14 protein-coding genes are annotated in these 16,563 nt (G+C 73.9%); 10 read left to right on the plus strand and 4 right to left on the minus strand.

What is annotated here, in order from left to right:
* The first annotated feature begins 27 nt into the window (after nt 1–27).
* Nucleotides 28–1,374, plus strand: a complete 1,347-nt coding sequence (locus tag ABZ135_RS05855) for an alanine racemase (RefSeq protein WP_356692172.1) — start codon at nt 28–30, stop codon at nt 1,372–1,374.
* A 105-nt stretch (nt 1,375–1,479) separates the two neighbouring features.
* Nucleotides 1,480–3,063: a D-aminoacylase gene (locus ABZ135_RS05860; RefSeq protein ID WP_356692174.1), complete on the plus strand. Its 1,584-nt coding sequence runs from the start codon at nt 1,480–1,482 to the stop codon at nt 3,061–3,063.
* On the opposite strand, the gene mptB is transcribed toward ABZ135_RS05860, so the two are convergent.
* Together mptB and ABZ135_RS05870 are read right to left on the minus strand one after the other, a co-directional pair.
* On the minus strand, nt 2,996–4,720 hold the full coding sequence (mptB, locus tag ABZ135_RS05865) for a polyprenol phosphomannose-dependent alpha 1,6 mannosyltransferase MptB (RefSeq protein ID WP_356692176.1): 1,725 nt from the start codon (nt 4,718–4,720) through the stop codon (nt 2,996–2,998). The two genes, ABZ135_RS05860 and mptB, sit on opposite strands and share 68 nt — an antisense overlap.
* 51 nt (nt 4,721–4,771) lie before the next feature.
* Nucleotides 4,772–5,251, minus strand: a complete 480-nt coding sequence (locus ABZ135_RS05870) for a hypothetical protein (protein ID WP_356692178.1) — start codon at nt 5,249–5,251, stop codon at nt 4,772–4,774.
* A 116-nt stretch (nt 5,252–5,367) separates the two neighbouring features.
* On the opposite strand from ABZ135_RS05870, the gene ABZ135_RS05875 reads away from it, so the two are divergent.
* The 6 genes from ABZ135_RS05875 (at nt 5,368) to ABZ135_RS05900 (ending at nt 12,040) form a co-directional block, all read left to right on the plus strand.
* Nucleotides 5,368–6,579, plus strand: a complete 1,212-nt coding sequence (locus tag ABZ135_RS05875) for a pyridoxal phosphate-dependent aminotransferase (RefSeq protein WP_356692180.1) — start codon at nt 5,368–5,370, stop codon at nt 6,577–6,579.
* A 78-nt stretch (nt 6,580–6,657) separates the two neighbouring features.
* Nucleotides 6,658–7,050 (plus strand): hypothetical protein, encoded by a 393-nt coding sequence (locus tag ABZ135_RS05880; RefSeq protein WP_356692182.1) that lies wholly within the window; start codon nt 6,658–6,660, stop codon nt 7,048–7,050.
* Nucleotides 7,051–7,313: 263 nt separating this feature from the next.
* Complete coding sequence (locus ABZ135_RS05885) at nt 7,314–8,435, plus strand: hypothetical protein (protein ID WP_356692184.1); 1,122 nt, start codon at nt 7,314–7,316, stop codon at nt 8,433–8,435.
* Entirely contained in the window at nt 8,432–9,754 is a 1,323-nt protein-coding gene (locus ABZ135_RS05890) for a toxic anion resistance protein (RefSeq protein ID WP_356692186.1), read from the plus strand. Before ABZ135_RS05885 ends, ABZ135_RS05890 begins: the two co-directional genes overlap by 4 nt.
* A complete protein-coding gene (locus ABZ135_RS05895) occupies nt 9,751–11,439 on the plus strand; it encodes a VWA domain-containing protein (RefSeq protein WP_356692188.1) in 1,689 nt (562 codons plus the stop codon). Before ABZ135_RS05890 ends, ABZ135_RS05895 begins: the two co-directional genes overlap by 4 nt.
* Nucleotides 11,426–12,040, plus strand: coding sequence for a hypothetical protein (locus tag ABZ135_RS05900; RefSeq protein WP_356692190.1), 615 nt, complete (start codon nt 11,426–11,428; stop codon nt 12,038–12,040). Before ABZ135_RS05895 ends, ABZ135_RS05900 begins: the two co-directional genes overlap by 14 nt.
* A gap of 137 nt (nt 12,041–12,177) precedes the next feature.
* On the opposite strand, the gene ABZ135_RS05905 is transcribed toward ABZ135_RS05900, so the two are convergent.
* On the minus strand, nt 12,178–14,001 hold the full coding sequence (locus ABZ135_RS05905; protein WP_356692192.1) for a phosphoenolpyruvate carboxykinase (GTP): 1,824 nt from the start codon (nt 13,999–14,001) through the stop codon (nt 12,178–12,180).
* Between the two features lie 196 nt (nt 14,002–14,197).
* Between ABZ135_RS05905 and ABZ135_RS05910 the strand changes: the two genes are divergently transcribed.
* Nucleotides 14,198–14,890: a hemolysin III family protein gene (locus ABZ135_RS05910; protein ID WP_356692194.1), complete on the plus strand. Its 693-nt coding sequence runs from the start codon at nt 14,198–14,200 to the stop codon at nt 14,888–14,890.
* A gap of 18 nt (nt 14,891–14,908) precedes the next feature.
* Nucleotides 14,909–15,544, plus strand: a complete 636-nt coding sequence (locus ABZ135_RS05915; protein ID WP_356692196.1) for a TetR family transcriptional regulator — start codon at nt 14,909–14,911, stop codon at nt 15,542–15,544.
* Here ABZ135_RS05915 and ABZ135_RS05920 read toward each other — a convergent pair.
* Nucleotides 15,498–16,562 (minus strand): glycosyl hydrolase, encoded by a 1,065-nt coding sequence (locus tag ABZ135_RS05920; protein ID WP_356692198.1) that lies wholly within the window; start codon nt 16,560–16,562, stop codon nt 15,498–15,500. The two genes, ABZ135_RS05915 and ABZ135_RS05920, sit on opposite strands and share 47 nt — an antisense overlap.
* Nucleotide 16,563 lies beyond the last annotated feature (1 nt).

Consider the following 16,563-nt stretch of genomic DNA (forward strand, 5'->3'; position numbering starts at 1 on the left):
CTGCAACACCCTGGAGGAGGAGGACCCATGACGCCGGACCCGACCCCGGAACCGGACCGGAACGCGAACCCGACCCCGGCCCCGGACCCGGCCGCGGCACCGGCCGCGGCACCGGACCTGGCGAACGAGCGCGTCGACCACCGTTTCAAGGGCCTGCCGCCGGACGCCGAGGGCCTGACCGTCGGGGCGCTCGCCGCCCAGCGCCGCAACCTCTTCACCGGCGGCTTCACCACCCCCGTCCTCGCGCTCTCCGCCGAGTCGGTCGAGCACAACCTCCGCCTCCTGGAGACCTACGCCGAGCGCCACGGCCTCGCCTTCGCCCCGCACGGCAAGACCTCCATGGCACCCCGGCTCTTCGACCGCCAGATCGAGCACGGCGCCTGGGGCATCACCGCCGCCGTCCCCCACCAGGCCCGCGTCTACCGCGCCCACGGCATCGCCCGGATCTTCCTGGCCAACGAGCTCGTCGACGCCGTCGCCCTGCGCTGGCTCGCCGCCGAACTCGACGCCGACCCCGGCTTCCGCTTCGTCTGCTACGTCGACTCCGTGCGCGGGGTGGAGCTGATGGACGAGGCCCTGCGCGCGGCGGACGCCCGGCGTCCCGTGGACGTCGTCGTGGAGCTCGGCGCCGGTGACGGGGCCCGCACCGGCGCCCGTACCGAGGCCGACTGCGCCGCCGTGGCGGACGCCGTCGCCGCCGCCCGCACCCTCCGGCTCGTCGGCGTCGCCGGCTACGAGGGCGAGGTCCCGCGGGCGGACCCGGACCGGGTCCGCGCCTGGCTCCAGCGGCTCACCGCGCTCGCCGCCGCGTTCGACGAGGACGGGCGCTTCGCGCCGGAGATCGGCGAGATCGTCGTCAGCGCGGGCGGCAGCGCCTGGTTCGACACGGTCGCCGAGGTGTTCGCGGAGATCCCCGCCCTGTCCCTGCCCGTCCTGAAGCTGCTGCGCTCCGGCGCGTACGTGTCGCACGACAGCGGCCACTACCGCACCCTCACCCCCTTCAACCGGATCCCCGAAGAGGGCGCCCTGGAGCCCGCGTTCCGGCTGTGGGCGCAGGTCGTGTCCCGGCCGACCCCCGAGCAGGCGTTCACCAACGCGGGCAAGAGGGACGCCGCGTACGACCTCCATCTGCCCGAGGCCCAGGTGGTCCGCGACGCCCGCACCGGCGAGCTGCGGCCCGCCGACGGCATCACCGTCACCGGCCTGTCCGACCAGCACGGCTGGCTGCGCACCGAGGAGGGCGCCGATCTGGAGGTCGGCGACTGGCTCGGCATGGGCCTGTCCCACCCGTGCACCTCGTTCGACAAGTGGCAACTGATCCCGCTCGTCGAGGCGGACGGCACGGTCGTCGACTACATCCGCACCTTCTTCTGACCGAAACCCCCTCCCCCCGTCACCTGTCACCCACCGGCCGCCGACCGTCGGGCCGCCGGCCGTCTCTCGCCGATCGTCGACCCTCACCACTGTCAGGAGCCCGCCATGGATCTCGTCTTCCGCGACGCCGAGGTCGTCGACGGCACCGGCGCCCCCTCGTACCGGGCCGACGTGGCCCTCCGGGACGGCCGGATCGCCGCGATCGTCAAGGAGGGCGCGGCGGCCGGCTGCCAGCGGCCCACGGCGCGGCGCGTCGTCGACGCCGAGGGCCTCGCCCTGTCCCCCGGTTTCGTCGACATGCACGCCCACAGCGACCTCGCGCTGCTCCGCGACCCGGACCACAGCGCGAAGGCCGCGCAGGGCGTGACCCTCGAAGTCCTGGGCCAGGACGGCCTGTCGTACGCGCCGGTCGACGACCGCACGCTCGACGAGGTCCGCCGGGCGATCACCGGCTGGAACGGCGACGGTTCCGGCATCGACTTCGACTGGCGGACGGTCGGCGAGTACCTGGACCGGCTCGACCGGGGCATCGCCGTCAACGCCGCGTATCTCGTCCCCCAGGGGACGGTCCGGATGCACGCGGTCGGCTGGGAGGACCGGCCCGCCACCGAGGCCGAGCTGGACCACATGCGGCGGCTGGTCGCGGAGGGCCTGGAGCAGGGCGCGGTCGGCATGTCCTCCGGCCTCACCTACACCCCCGGGATGTACGCCCCCGACTCCGAACTCACCGAGCTGTGCCGGGTGGTGGCGCGGTACGGCGGCTACTACTGCCCCCACCACCGCTCCTACGGGGCGGGGGCGCTGGAGGCGTACGGGGAGATGGTGCGGCTCACCCGGGACGCGGGCTGCGCCCTCCACCTCGCCCACGCCACGATGAACTTCGGCGTGAACGAGGGCCGGGCGCCGGAGCTCCTCGCCCTCCTCGACGAGGCCCTCGCCGACGGCTCCGACATCAGCCTCGACACGTATCCCTACACCCCGGGCTGCACCACCCTGGCCGCCGTGCTGCCGAGCTGGGCCCACGAGGGCGGCCCGGAGGCGCTGCTCGCCCGGTTGCGCGACGACGCGACGGCGGAGCGGATCCGCCACCATCTGGAGGAGGTCGGCTCGGACGGCTGCCACGGGGTGCCGGTGGAGTGGGACACCATCGAGATCTCCGGCGTGACCGACCCGGCCCTGGCCGCCTTCGTCGGCCGCCGCGTGCCCGACTGGGCCACGGCCCGCCGCCTGCTGGTCGAGGACCGGCTCGGCTCGACGATCCTCCAGCACGTCGGCCACGAGGAGAACGTGCGCGCGATCATGCGTCACCGGGTCCACACCGGCGGCTCGGACGGCATCCTCCAGGGCGCCAAGCCGCACCCGCGGGCGTACGGCACGTTCCCCGAGTACCTCGGCCGCTATGTCCGCGAGGAGGGCGTGCTCTCCCTGGAGGAGTGCGTCGCCCACCTCACCTCGCGCCCCGCCGCCCGCCTCCGCCTCCCCGACCGGGGCCTGGTCCGCGAGGGTTACGTCGCCGACCTGGTCCTCTTCGACCCGGCGACGGTCGCGTCCGGCGCCACGTACGCGTCCCCCCGCACCCTCCCGGTCGGCATCCCGCACGTGCTGGTCGACGGCCGCTTCGTCATCGAGGACGGTCGCCGGACGGACGCCCTGCCGGGTCGCTCGATCCGGCGCACGCCGACGGCCTGACCCCCTCGGCCGACCCCGCCGGCCCGTCCGCCTCGGCCGACGTCGACGGCCCGACCGCCCGGCCCGACCCCGCAGGCCCGTCCGCCTGGGCCGACGCCGCAGGCCCGACCGTCTCGGCCGACCCCGCAGGCCCGACCGCCTCAGCCGACCCCGACAGCCCAACCGCCCGGCCCGGCCCCACAGGCCCGACCGCCTCGGCCGACACCTCCGCCCCGGCCCGCTCGCGGCGGCGGATCCACAGCACGCCGAGGAGCAGGGCCACGCCCGCCAGGGCGAAGCCGTACGCCGGGGTGTGCCCCGAGGGGGCCGTCTCGTACGTGAGGGCCGCGCACAGGACCGCGAGGTACCGGGCCGGGCGGGCGCGCCAGGCGCCGGCCGCGGCGACGGTGGCGGTGCCCCACAGCAGGTACCAGGGCTGCACCATCGGTGACAGCGCCACCAGGGCGAGGAGAGCGAGTCCGAGGGCCGCGACCGGGGAGAGGCGGCCCTGCCAGGCCCGCCGCGCCAGCAGGGCGATCAGGACGAGCGCGGCGAGCAGGCCCAGCTTCTGCACCACCGCCTTGACCGGCTGCGGGTCGTCCGCGACGAGCAGACCGAGGCCGAGCCCGAGGTCGCTGGTGACGGAGAGCGCCGTGTGGATGGTGCCGGCCACGCTCTGGGTGCGCAGCCAGCCGAAGCCGGTGCCGGCGAGCAGGGTCGTCCCGGCGGCGACGGCGGCCGCGACGGCGCCGGGCAGGACGAGGCCCCGCAGGAGGTTCCGCGCACCGCCGCCCCGGCGGCGGGCGAGGAGGATGCCGACGAAGAGGAGCGCGACGGCGGCGGGCGACTTGACCATCGCCGCCAGGCCGATGACCGCGCTGCCGAGCACCCACCGGTCGCGGACCGCGAGCAGCACGCCGGCCAGCATGAGGCCGATCATGAGGCCGTCGTTGTGCATGCCGCCGACGACGTGGATGAGGAGGAGCGGGTTGAGCGCGGCGAGCCACAGCGCCCCGGCCCCGCTCCCGGCCCCCCGGTCCCACCCGTCCGGCCTCGCGCCGCCCGGGTTCTCCCCGCCCTCACCGGCCTCCCCCGCCAGGCCCCGCACCGCCCAGACGATCAGGGCGAGCGCGGCGACGGCGAGCAGGCGCATGCCGAGGACGGCCGGGACGACCGCGCCGCCGGTCAGGTGGACGACCGCCTGCGCGAGGACGAGGAAGACGGGGCCGTACGGGGCGGGGGTGTCCGTCCAGTGCCCGCCGACGCTCGCGGCGGCGTCGTGGCCGAGGTCGCCGGGGCCCAGGACGGAGGGCCCGGCCCCGTACACGTCATGGCCTTCCAGGACCATCGCCCCCTGCGCGATGTAGCTGTAGACATCGGCGCTGTAGAGCGGCGGGGCGAGCAGCAGCGGGGCCGTCCAGCAGACGAGGGTCACCAGGACCCGGTCGCGGGCGCCGGCGGCGAGCAGCCGCCCGTACCGCCACCAGGCGGCGAGCAGCAGGGTCAGGCCGAGGTAGGCGAGGATCGCGCCCGCGAGGGTGAGGGCGGAGCCGTGCGGGTGCCACAGGCCCTGCCCGCCACGCACGGGAAGCGTTCCGGCGGCCCAGCCGCCGGCGGTGACGGCGAGCGATCCGGCCGCGCCGAGCCACCGGCATCCGGCGGTACTGAAAACCCACATGACGGGACAACCTATCCTGCGGCCCGCCCGCACCCCGGCTTCCCGGTCGGCCTAGCGCGGCTTCTTCGTGACGCCGGGGGCGGAGCCCGACTTCCCCGGGTGCTGGGTGGAGCCGGCGGAGCCGCTGCCGGCGCCGGTTCCGGTCGTTCCGGCGGACGGGGTGGCGGAGGAAGGGGCGCCGGAGGGAGTCGGTCCGGCGGGCGTGGATCCGGTGGCGGTGGTGCCGGCCGGGGCGGTGGGCGAGCCGCTCGCCGTGCCGGACGGGTCGCCCGGGGACGTCGGGGCGCCGTCCTCCGCCTCGCCGGTGGCTCCGGCGCCCGGCTGGATGAGCGCGGGCATGCCGGGGTGCCCGCCGTCCACCGCCGGCGCACGGCCGGTCGGCCCGGAGTCGAGGGCCGTGACGGCCGCGAGCACGCCGACCACCACGACGGCCCCGCTCCCGATCATCCAGAGCGGGCCCGGACCGCGGCGCTTCGACGCGTGACGGCGCCGTCTCGGAGGCTCGGCGCCCCCCGTTTCGTACTGGCTCACGAGGCGTGATTGTAGGGAGCACGACATGCCGGAAGCGACGTGGGTCACACGGCGGCGGTGCCCGACGTGTCCCAAAACACGAAGCGCGACACCCGCCCCCGCCGTAAGCTCTCGTCATGCAGGTGATCCAGTCCACGAAGCTCGCCAACGTCTGTTACGAAATCCGGGGCCCGGTGCTCGAAGAGGCGATGCGGCTGGAAGCTGCGGGTCATCGCATCCTCAAGCTCAACACCGGCAACCCGGCCGCCTTCGGCTTCGAGTGTCCGCCGGCCATCCTCGAGGACATGCTGCGCAACCTCGCCGGGGCGCACGGTTACGGCGACGCCAAGGGCCTGCTGTCCGCCCGGCGCGCGGTGATGAGCCACTACGAGACCAAGGGCATCCCCCTGTCGGTCGAGGACATCTACCTCGGCAACGGGGTGTCCGAGCTGATCCAGATGTCGATGCAGGCGCTGCTCGACGACGGCGACGAGGTGCTCGTCCCGGCCCCGGACTATCCGCTGTGGACGGCGTCGGTGTCGCTGGCCGGCGGCACAGCGGTGCACTACCGCTGCGACGAGCAGGCGGACTGGATGCCCGACCTGGCCGACATCGAGCGGAAGATCACCGATCGGACCAAGGCGATCGTGATCATCAACCCGAACAACCCGACCGGCGCGGTCTACGACGACGAGATGCTGCGGAGCCTCACCGAGATCGCCCGCCGCCACAACCTGGTCGTCTGCTCGGACGAGATCTACGACAAGATCCTCTACGACGGCGCCACGCACACCCCGACCGCCGCCATCGCCCCGGACCTGCTGGTCCTGACCTTCAACGGGATGAGCAAGAACTACCGGGTGGCGGGCTTCCGCTCCGGCTGGCTCGCGGTCTGCGGCCCGAAGGCGCACGCCTCCTCGTACATCGAGGGGCTGACCATCCTCGCCAACATGCGGCTGTGCGCCAACATGCCGGCCCAGCACGCGGTGGCCGCGGCGCTGCAGGGGCGGCAGTCGATCGAGGACCTGGTGCTGCCGGGCGGGCGGCTCCTGGAGCAGCGCGACACGGCGTACGAGCTGCTGACGCGGATCCCGGGCGTGACGTGCGTGAAGCCGAAGGGGGCGCTGTACCTGTTCCCGCGCCTCGACCCGAACGTCTACAAGATCAAGGACGACCGGCAGATGGTCCTGGACCTGCTGCGGGCCGAGAAGATCATGGTGGTGCACGGGACGGGCTTCAACTGGCACGAGCCGGACCACTTCCGGATCGTCACCCTGCCGAACGCCACGGATCTGGCGGACGCCGTGACCCGGATCGGGACCTTCCTGGACGGTTACGCCCAGCACTGAACCTCTTCTCGACGCAGCTCAACTTTAGATTGAATCTAAGCTAGGATGGCTCCAGAGCTACCGCAGGAGGCCATCCCCATGTACGAACCGATCCGCACGAAGTCGGTCCACCGGATGGCCGACGACGACCAGAACGGCTACCCGCACCGCTCCCGCGAGGAAGAGCTGGACATCCAGCTCGCCGGCCACCTCTCCGCCCTGCTCGCGGTCACCGACGAGCTCGGCGACACCGAGGCCGGCGAGCTGATCGCCCGGCAGGTGGCGCGGCTGCGTGGTGCGCCGCCGGCCCGCCACGCCGGCCTGAGCGGCTCCTCGCCCGAAGCGCTGCACCGCAAGGCGCACGCCCTGGCGGGCCGCGCCCTGGTCGTCGCCGCCTCCCGGGCCGACACGGCCGCCGCGATCCTCGCCGCCGAGCGCATGGACGCGCACACCGCGGCGCTCGCCGGGGAACCCCTGGTCGGCGCCCCCTGACGGCCCCGGTCCGCGCGGCCACGACCCCGCGCGGACCGGGCGCCACCCACCCGGCCGGACCGGCTGGGAAGCGGCGCGCGCCGCGAGCCGGGTGGACCCGCTCGGCCCGGTGGACCCGCTCGCCCCATCGGACCCGCTCGCCCCAGCGGACCCGCTCGTCCCGGAACTCCACGGTCACCGTGCGGTGCCCCACCGGCACACCCCCTCCGGTTCCCTACCGGGATCGTCGCTTCACCGCCCGTACACACAACTCCCCCTGGAATGTGGGTTTCCGGGAGCACGCTGCCCGCGTGAGACGCATCCTGGGAATCGTCCTCGCCGTCCTGCTCCTCGGCGGCGTGGCCGCCGCCCTCGCGGTGGGCGGCGACAAGGGCGACAGCGGCACGGCAACGAAGACCGTGCGAGGAGTGATCGGGTCGGAGAAGGCGGAGTTCTTCGCCGACCCGGCGGTGGTGCGCGCCCTGGCGGCCGAGGGCCTCACCGTACGGACGGACACCTCCGGGTCCTGGGACATGGAGGAACTGCCCCTGACGGGCTACGACTTCGCGTTCCCCGCAGCCAAGGCGCCCGCCGACGAGCTCAGGGCCAAGGCGAAGGTCACCTCGGCCCCGCTGCGCCCCTTCTACTCGCCGCTCGTGGTCGTCGCGCACAGCGCCGCCGCCACGGTGCTCGCGGACAACGGGCTCGCCGAGCTCGGCCCCGGCGGCCGCACGGGCACCCTGCGGATGGACGCCTATCTCGACGCCGCCCGCGCCGACCGCACCTGGCAGCAGCTCAAGGGCTCCGCCCGGCACGCCGAGCTGCGCGGCACCCTCTTCATCACCTCGACCGACCCGGTCGCCTCCAACTCGGGCGCCCTCTACCTCGCCGCCGCGAGCTACGTCGCCGACGGCGGCCGGGTCGCCGGCGACAGCGCGGCCGTGGACCGCACCGCGCCGCTGCTGCGCAAGCTCATCCAGGTGCAGGGCGCCCAGCAGTCCGGCTCGGACGCGCCGTTCCGGGACTTCGTCAGCGGCGTCGGCAATCCGCTGGTCCTGGTCTACGAGTCGCAGGTGGCCGCCCAGTTGCTCGCCGGGACGGACATGGGCGACCTGGTCGTCCTCTACCCGGACACCACCGTCAACAGCGACCACACCCTCGTGCCGCTCACCGAGGCCGGCCGCGCCCTCGGTGAACTCCTGTCCACGGACCCGGAGTTGCGGGAGCTCGCGGTCCGGCACGGATTCCGCCCGCAGGGCGCGGCGGCGGAGTTCACCGCCGCCACCGCCGGCCACACCGGCTATCTGAACCAGACGCTGACCGGTGTCCGCCAGGCGCCCGTGCCCACCTCCGCGGTGCTGCGCGCGATGGCCCTGCGGGCCCGCGACCAGGGGGACACCACATGACGACACCGGCCCACGAACGCCCGCCCCACGACGCGCGCCCATCCGCCCACGAGCGCCCACCCGCCGACGCGCACTCATCCGTCGACGCGCACCCGCCCGTCGACGCGCACCCACCCCTCGACGCGCGCCCGCCGACCCGTGAGACCGCACCCGGCCACGAGCCGCCGCTCGTCCTCACGCCGCCGGACCCGGTCCCGCCCGTCCGTCCCGAGCAGGCCACCGGCCTCGTACCGCTGGACGCGCCCGTCGTCGCGGAGATGACCCGCAGGGCCGCCGAGTACGTCGACTCGCTGTCCGGGCTCGACCCGCGCTCGCCGGAGTTCGCCGGCCGCATCGGCGAGATCGCCGCGCTCGGCGCGGGCGAGATGCGGGCCGCCGCCCGGCAGTCCGACCGGATGCTGGACCGCACCGTCCGCTCGCTCGGCCGGGGCGGCGGCGACGCCCAGGCCCGGGTCGGCTCCTCGCTGCTCGAACTCCGCCGCACCGTCGAGGACCTGGACCCGCGCGACACCCCCGGCAAGGGCGCCCGCCGGCTGCTCGCCCGGCTGCCCGGCGGCAACCGGTTGCGCGACCGCGTCGCCGCCTACGCCTCCTCCCGGGCCACCCTCGACCGGATCGTCGGCGCCCTGCGCGGCGGCCAGGACGAACTGCGGCGCGACAACGCGGCCCTGGGGACGGAGCGGGCCCGGCTGTGGGAGACCATGGGCAGGCTCCAGGAGTACGCGGTGCTCACCGAGGCGCTCGACTCGGCCGTCGAGGAGCGCATCGCCCGTACCCCGGAGCCCGACCGGGCGGACGCGCTGCGCGCCGACGTCCTCTTCCCCGTCCGGCTGAAGCGTCAGGACCTGCTGACCCAGCTCGCCGTCTGCGCGCAGGGATACCTGGCGATGGACGTGGTCCGGCGCAACAACGACGAGCTGATCAAGGGCGTGGACCGGGCCGCGACGACGACCCTGACGGCGCTGCGGATCGCGGTGATGCTCGCCTCGGCCCTGGAGAACCAGCGGAAGGTCACCGAGCAGGTGAACGTCCTTCGGTCGACGACCGAGGACCTGATCCGGGGTAACGCCGAGATGCTGGCCGGTCAGGCCGGCGAGGTCCAGCGGATCGCGGCGGATCCGGCGGTCGGCGCGGAGACGCTCCGCACCGCGTTCCAGGAGATCTTCCGGACCCTCGACGCCATCGACACGTACCGGGCGCGGGCGACGGAGACGATGGCGGCGACGGTCGAGTCCCTGACGGCAGGACTCCAGGAGGCCCACGGCCACCTGGAGCGCAGCCGCCGCACGAACGCGCCGGAGGACGGTGGCCCCGCATGACGATCACCCCCCGCCCCGACACTCGCCCCCGCCCCGGCACCCGCCTCCCCACCCGCACCGGCGCCCGAAGCGGCCCCCGCCCCCACCTCCTCCCCCGCCTCCGCCCCCACACCCGCCCCCTCCCCCGCCTGCTCGCCGCTCTCGCCCTCACTCTCCTGCTCACCGCCACCGCCGGCTCCTGCGCCGGCGACGACGCCGGCGGCCGCACCGACGGCAACGGCCCGCGGCCTGCGCCCGGCACGCTCCGGGTCCTCGCCTCCTCCGAACTCGCCGACATGGCGCCCGTCCTCGACTCCGCTCTGCGCGACACCGGTGTCACCGTGCGCCCCACGTACGTCGGCACCCTGGAGGCCGTCGAGCGGATCGCCTCCGGGAAGGCCGACGGCGCCTACGACGCCGTGTGGCTCTCCTCCAACGACTATCTGCGGCTCCGGCCCGACACCGCCCGCCGGATCACCGGCGAGACGCCGATCATGACCTCCCCGGTCGCGCTCGGCGTCCGGCCCGCCGCCGTCGCCCGCCTCGGCTGGGACCCGGCGAAGGTCACCTGGTCGCAGGTGCACGGCGCCGTCGCCGCCGGAAGGCTCAGCTACGGGATGACGGACCCGAAGCGCTCCAACTCCGGTTTCTCCGCGCTGGTCTCGGTGGCCTCCGGACTCTCCGGCGCGCAGGCCGCCCTCACGGAGCGAGACGTCCGGGCGGCCACCCCGAAACTCAAGGAGTTCTTCACCGGGCAGAAGCTCACCTCGGGCTCCTCCGGCTGGCTGGCCGGCGCCTACCAGCGGCGCACCGACGTCGACGCGCTGATCAACTACGAGTCGGTGCTGCTGTCCTCGTCCCCCGAGCTGACGGTGATCCGGCCGGCCGACGGGGTCGTCACCGCCGACTATCCGCTGACCCTGCTCACCTCGGCCCGCCCGGAGGCGAAGGACGCGGCCCGCAGGCTCGCCGCCCACCTGCGCAGCCCCGAGGTCCAGCGCCGGATCACCGCGTCCACGCTCCGCCGCCCGGTCGTCGCCGGTGTCGCCCCGGCCGCCGGGCTCGCCCGGGACCAGCGCCGCGAGCTCCCGTTCCCCGGCAGCCGGGCCGTCGCGGACGGGCTGCTCGACGCGTACGACAACACCCTGCGCAGGCCCTCCCGCACGGTGTACGTCCTCGACACCTCCGGCTCCATGGCCGGGGAGCGCCTGGACCGGCTCAGGTCGGCGCTCGCGGAGCTGACCGGGGACTTCCGGGACCGCGAGCAGGTGACGCTGATGCCGTTCGGGTCGTCGGTGAAGACCGGTGAGGTCCGTACGCACACGGTCGACCCGGCGGCGCCCGAGGCGGCCCTGGCCGCGATCCGGGCCGACGCGCGGGGCCTGACGGCTTCCGGGGGAACGGCGATCTACTCCAGCCTGCGGGAGGCGTACCGTTTCCTCGGCTCGCCGTCCGGTGACGCGTTCACCTCGATCGTGCTGATGACGGACGGCGAGAACACCGACGGCGACCGGGCCGCCGACTTCGACGCCTTCTACCGGTCCCTGCCCGCCGAGCGGCAGCGCACCCCGGTCTTCCCGATCCTGTTCGGGGACTCGGACCGCGCCGAGCTGGACCACATCGCGGGCCTCACCGGTGGCAGGCTGTTCGACGCGAGCCGGGGTTCCCTGGACGGTGCCTTCGAGGAGATCCGTGGCTATCAGTAACCCGACGGTGCTGCGCGCCCTGCGCGGTGCGCTGCGGTATGTGGAGTCCGACAAGAACCTCGCGGGCTGCGTCTGCGGCCTGGTCGGGGTGGTGCTGACGCTGACCGGTGTGGCGGGCGTGCTGTGGCCCGTGGTGGTGGCGGGCCTGTACGCGGCGGGGGCGCTGATCGCCCCGCCCGAGCGCCCCTCGGCGCCGGAGTTCCCGGAGCCGGCCGACCAGCTCGACGCGCTGCGGGCGGACCTGGTGACGCTGCGCGGCTACCTCGCGGAGGTGGAGCTGCCGCCGGCCGCGCAGGCCCGGCTGGCGGAGCTGGACACGCTGGTGGCGGCGCTGCTCGAACCGGGCTGGGTGAGCGACCCGGAGCATGTGCGGGTGCTGGCCCGTGCGGTGCGGCAGGACATCCCGGAGTCCGTCGACGCGTTCGTACGGACGCGGTGGTGGGCGCGGGTGGTGCCGGGCGGGGAGTCGCCGGAGCGCCATCTGGAGCGGCAGTTGGGGGCGCTGCGCACGGAGGCGGCCGCGATCGCCGCCGCGCTCCAGGACGCGGAGGCGCTGCGGCAGCAGACCCACACCCGCTATCTGGAGGACCGGGGCCGCTGAGGCGCGAGCACCGGTGGACGTGCGCCGGCCCCCGGAGCCGTGAGGGGGCTCCGGGGGCCGGATGCGTCGTGGCGGGCCGTCGTGACCCCACTGGTCAGGGCGGAAATCGGGGCAACCCGCCACGAGTCACGGGGGGACTAGCCGAGGCGCTCCACGAGGGCGCGGTGCTCGTCCCACAGCTCCTTCGGGGTGTGCTCGCCGAAGGTCTCCAGGTGCGCGGGGACCAGGGCGGCCTCCTCGCGCCAGACGTCCTTGTCGACGGTGAGCAGCAAGTCGAGGTCGGCCTCGGGCAGGTCCAGGCCGTCGAGGTCCAGGGCCTCCTTGGTCGGCAGCACGCCGATGGGGGTCTCGACGCCGTCGGCCTTGCCGTCGAGGCGCTCGACGATCCACTTCAGGACGCGGCTGTTCTCGCCGAAGCCGGGCCAGACGAAGCTGCCCTCGTCGTTCTTGCGGAACCAGTTGACGTAGTAGATCTTCGGGAGCTTGGCCTGGTCGGCGCCCTGCCCGATCTTGATCCAGTGCGCCATGTAGTCGCCCATGTTGTAGCCGCAGAACGGCAGCATGGCGAACGGGTCGCGGCGCAGCTCGCCGACCTTGCCCTCGGCGGCGGCGGTCTTCTCGGAGGCCACGTTGGCGCCGAGGAAGACGCCGTGCTGCCAGTCGAAGGACTCGGTGACCAGCGGGACGGCGGAGGCGCGGCGGCCGCCGAAGAGGATCGCCGAGATCGGCACGCCCTTGGGGTCCTCCCACTCGGGCGCGATGATCGGGCACTGCGAGGCGGGCACGGTGAAGCGGGCGTTGGGGTGGGCGGCGGGCGTCTCGGACGCGGGCGTCCAGTCGTTGCCCTTCCAGTCGGTGAGGTGCGCCGGGGCGTCCTCGGTCATGCCCTCCCACCACACGTCGTTGTCGTCGGTGAGCGCGACGTTGGTGAAGACGGCGTTGCCCCACAGCGTCTTCATGGCGTTGGCGTTGGTGTGCTCGCCGGTGCCGGGCGCGACGCCGAAGAAGCCGGCCTCGGGGTTGATCGCGTAGAGGCGGCCGTCCTCGCCGAAGCGCATCCAGGCGATGTCGTCGCCGATGGTCTCGACCGTCCAGCCGGAGATCGTGGGCTCCAGCATGGCGAGGTTGGTCTTGCCACAGGCGGACGGGAAGGCGGCGGCGACGTACTTGGACTCGCCGGACGGCGGGGTCAGCTTGAGGATGAGCATGTGCTCGGCGAGCCAGCCCTCGTCACGGGCCATGACGGAGGCGATGCGCAGGGCGTAGCACTTCTTGCCGAGCAGGGCGTTGCCGCCGTAGCCGGAGCCGTACGACCAGATCTCGCGGCTCTCGGGGAAGTGCGAGATGTACTTGGTGGAGTTGCAGGGCCACGGCACGTCCTCCTGGCCCTCCTCCAGCGGGGCGCCGAGGGTGTGGACGGCCTTGACGAAGAAGCCGTCGGTGCCGAGCTCGTCGAGGACGGCCTGTCCCATGCGGGTCATGGTGCGCATGGAGACGGCGACGTACGCGGAGTCGGTGATCTCGACGCCGATGGCGGAGAGCGGCGAGCCGACCGGGCCCATGCAGAAGGGCACGACGTACATCGTGCGGCCCTTCATGGAGCCGCGGAAGATGCCCTTCTCGCCCGCGAAGATCTCCTTCATCTCCGCCGGGGCCTTCCAGTGGTTGGTCGGGCCCGCGTCCTCCTCCTTCTCGGAGCAGATGAAGGTCCGGTCCTCGACGCGCGCGACGTCGGTCGGGTCGGAGGCGGCGTAGTACGAGTTCGGGCGCAGGGTCGGGTCGAGCTTCTTGAAGGTCCCCTTGGCGACGAGCTCCTCGCACAGGCGCTCGTACTCGGCCTCGGACCCGTCGCACCACACGACACGGTCGGGCTGGGTGATCTCGGCGATCTCGTTCACCCAGGAGACGAGCTCCTGGTGCTGGGTGGGGACGGTGGAGGGAGCCGCGTTGTCGCGCGCCACGATTGCTCCTTGAAGAGGGGTTTTTAGATGTCTGCCCCTTGGGGGCTGCGACCCGGATGCGTCGTAGGCGCTCATCCGGTGCCGACCGCACTCATTTGATCATCCGATGCTAGCGCCCATATGTCCAGAGGGCCTCACACGTGAGCATCGCCACTCATATCCGCTTCTTACGACGACGTCGGTAGCATGCGGGGACATGACTGCAGCCACACCGGACCTCACCACCGCGGAGCAGCGCCCGGCGCTGCCGCTCCCGCTGAAACCGCGACTCAGAGGCTGGCTGCACGCCGGAATGTTCCCCGCGGTGATCGTCGCCGGGGTCGTCCTGGTCGCCCTCGCCGACTCGCCCCGGGCCCGGATCGCCTGCGGCATCTACGTCCTCACCGCCTGCCTGCTGTTCGGCATCAGCGCCCTGTACCACCGGGGCGACTGGGGACCGCGGGGCGAGGCCGTGCTGCGGCGCCTCGACCACGCCAACATCTTCCTGATCATCGCGGGCACGTATACCCCGCTGACCCTGCTCCTGCTCCCGGATTCCACCGGCCGGCCGCTCCTGTGGGCGGTCTGGGTCGCGGCCGCGGCCGGCATCGCCTTCCGCGTCTTCTGGGTCGGCGCCCCCCGCTGGCTGTACACGCCCTGCTACATCGCGATGGGCTGGGCCGCCGTCTTCTTCCTGCCCGACTTCCTGCGCGCCGGCGGCATCGCCGTGCTCGTCCTCGTCGTCGTCGGCGGGCTGCTCTACAGCGCGGGCGGGGTCATCTACGGCATCAAGCGCCCCAACCCCTCCCCCCGCTGGTTCGGCTTCCACGAGGTCTTCCACTCCCTCACCCTGGCCGCCTTCACCGTCCACTACGTCGGCATCTCGCTGGTGGCCTACCAGCACGCCTGACCAGGCACAATGACGGCCATGGCCGCCGACACGCCCCCCGCACCGCCACGCCCCTCGCTGCGCGAGCGCAAGAAGCTCAAGACCCGCGCCGCGATCCGGAAGGCCACCTACCGGCTCGCGGCCGAGGAGGGCTGGGAGGCCACCACCGTCGAGCGGATCGCCGCGGCGGCCGAGGTCTCGCCCTCCACCGTCGTCCGCTACTTCCCCGTCAAGGAGGACATCCTCCTCACCGACGACCAGGACGAGCTCCTCGTCGAGCGGCTGCGCGCCCGGCCCGCCGGAGAGGACCCGCTCGACTCGCTGCGGGCCGTCGTCCTCGACGCGGTCACCGCCGCCCTCGCCCGCGAGCCGGAGGAGACCCGGCTGCGGGCCCGCCTCGTGGTGGAGATCCCCGCCGTCCGCGCCCGGCTCACCGAGACCACCGCCGAGACCGGCCGGCTGCTCTCCGGCGCCGTCGCCGAACGCACCGGCCGCGCCCCCGACGACCTGGAGGTACGGGTCTTCACCGCCGCCGTCCTCGGCGCCCTGCGCGAGGCCACCGTCCACTGGGCCGAGCACGGCCGCGGCGACGACCTCGTCGCGCTCCTCGACCGCACCGTCGACACCCTCAAGACCGGTCTGACGCCCCGCGCCCCGCGCCGAGCGCGTCCCTGACCACCGCGCCCGACGCCGGATTGTCCGCACAGGCCCACACCCCGTGCGGGCAGTAGTCCGTGAAGGTCTGGTACACCGGCCGGTGCCGCGCGAACCAGTCGAGCATCCCCCGTACGTACGCCGGGTTGTCGCCGTTGCGGAACAGCCCCCACTCCGGGAACGACACCGGCTTGCCGTGCGCCGCCGCGAACCGGGCGTGGAAGGCGAGACCGTACGGCTCGCTCACCTGCTCCTCGAACGACAGCCCCGCGGGCTGGTCGTAGGCGTCCATGCCGACGATGTCCACGACGTCGTCGCCCGGGTAGCAGCGCGGCCAGGCGATGGCGTCCGTCCCCCGGCTCGGCGTGAAGTCGAAGCGGAAACGCTGCCCCGGCACCTCCCGCAGCACCGCCACCACCCGCCGCCAGTACGCCTTCCAGCGCTCCGGGTCCGGGCCGCAGCGATGCGCGTACGTGGTGCCGTTCATCTCCCAGCCGAGGACCAGGACCGCGTCGGCGAGCCGGTGCTCCACGAGCCGCTCGCCCAGGGTCCGGAAGTGCCGGTCGAACTCCCCGGCCGCTCCGCGCCGCAGGCCCTCCCGCACCTCCGCGTCGCCGAGCCCCTCCTCGTTGCGGTCGAGCAGCGGCACGTTCAGGACGAACAGCCGCCCGGGCCGCCGCTCCTTCCACCGCGCCCACGGCTCGAACAGCGCCGGGTGCCCCTCGATGTTGGACCAACGGTCGCCCGGCAGATAGGTGTGCCCGACCGTCAGCGGCTCCCCGCCCAGCCACTTCTCCACCTCCGCGATCCGGCGCACCCCGGCCTCGTCCGAGCCGGTGAAGAAACCCGCCGGCACGCCCGACGGCTCCGACGGCTCCGACGGCACCGGCACCGGCTCCGGGTCCGGCCGCGGCGGCGACACCCGCCCGCCGGTGTGCCGGTCGCCCGGGGCGAGCCGCTCGTACGGCAGCAGGAACGCGAGGACGGCCGCGAGCAGCACGGCCAGTGCCACCCGCGGCCAGGAGAGGAGGAAGCGCACG

It is taken from the genome of Streptomyces sp. NPDC006339, from assembly GCF_040612775.1.
In the GTDB taxonomy this organism is placed as follows: Bacteria; Actinomycetota; Actinomycetes; order Streptomycetales; family Streptomycetaceae; genus Streptomyces.

Bases quoted from the DNA above. Each gene is read 5' to 3' on its own strand.
- ABZ135_RS05880 (WP_356692182.1), top strand. From the start codon at position 6,658: ATGTACGAACCGATCCGCACGAAGTCGGTCCACCGGATGGCCGACGAC.
- ABZ135_RS05875 (WP_356692180.1), top strand. From the start codon at position 5,368: ATGCAGGTGATCCAGTCCACGAAGCTCGCCAACGTCTGTTACGAAATC.
- ABZ135_RS05910 (WP_356692194.1), top strand. From the start codon at position 14,198: ATGACTGCAGCCACACCGGACCTCACCACCGCGGAGCAGCGCCCGGCG.
- ABZ135_RS05890 (WP_356692186.1), top strand. From the start codon at position 8,432: ATGACGACACCGGCCCACGAACGCCCGCCCCACGACGCGCGCCCATCC.
- ABZ135_RS05895 (WP_356692188.1), top strand. From the start codon at position 9,751: ATGACGATCACCCCCCGCCCCGACACTCGCCCCCGCCCCGGCACCCGC.
- ABZ135_RS05860 (WP_356692174.1), top strand. From the start codon at position 1,480: ATGGATCTCGTCTTCCGCGACGCCGAGGTCGTCGACGGCACCGGCGCC.
- ABZ135_RS05855 (WP_356692172.1), top strand. From the start codon at position 28: ATGACGCCGGACCCGACCCCGGAACCGGACCGGAACGCGAACCCGACC.
- ABZ135_RS05915 (WP_356692196.1), top strand. From the start codon at position 14,909: ATGGCCGCCGACACGCCCCCCGCACCGCCACGCCCCTCGCTGCGCGAG.
- mptB (WP_356692176.1), bottom strand. From the start codon at position 4,720: ATGTGGGTTTTCAGTACCGCCGGATGCCGGTGGCTCGGCGCGGCCGGA.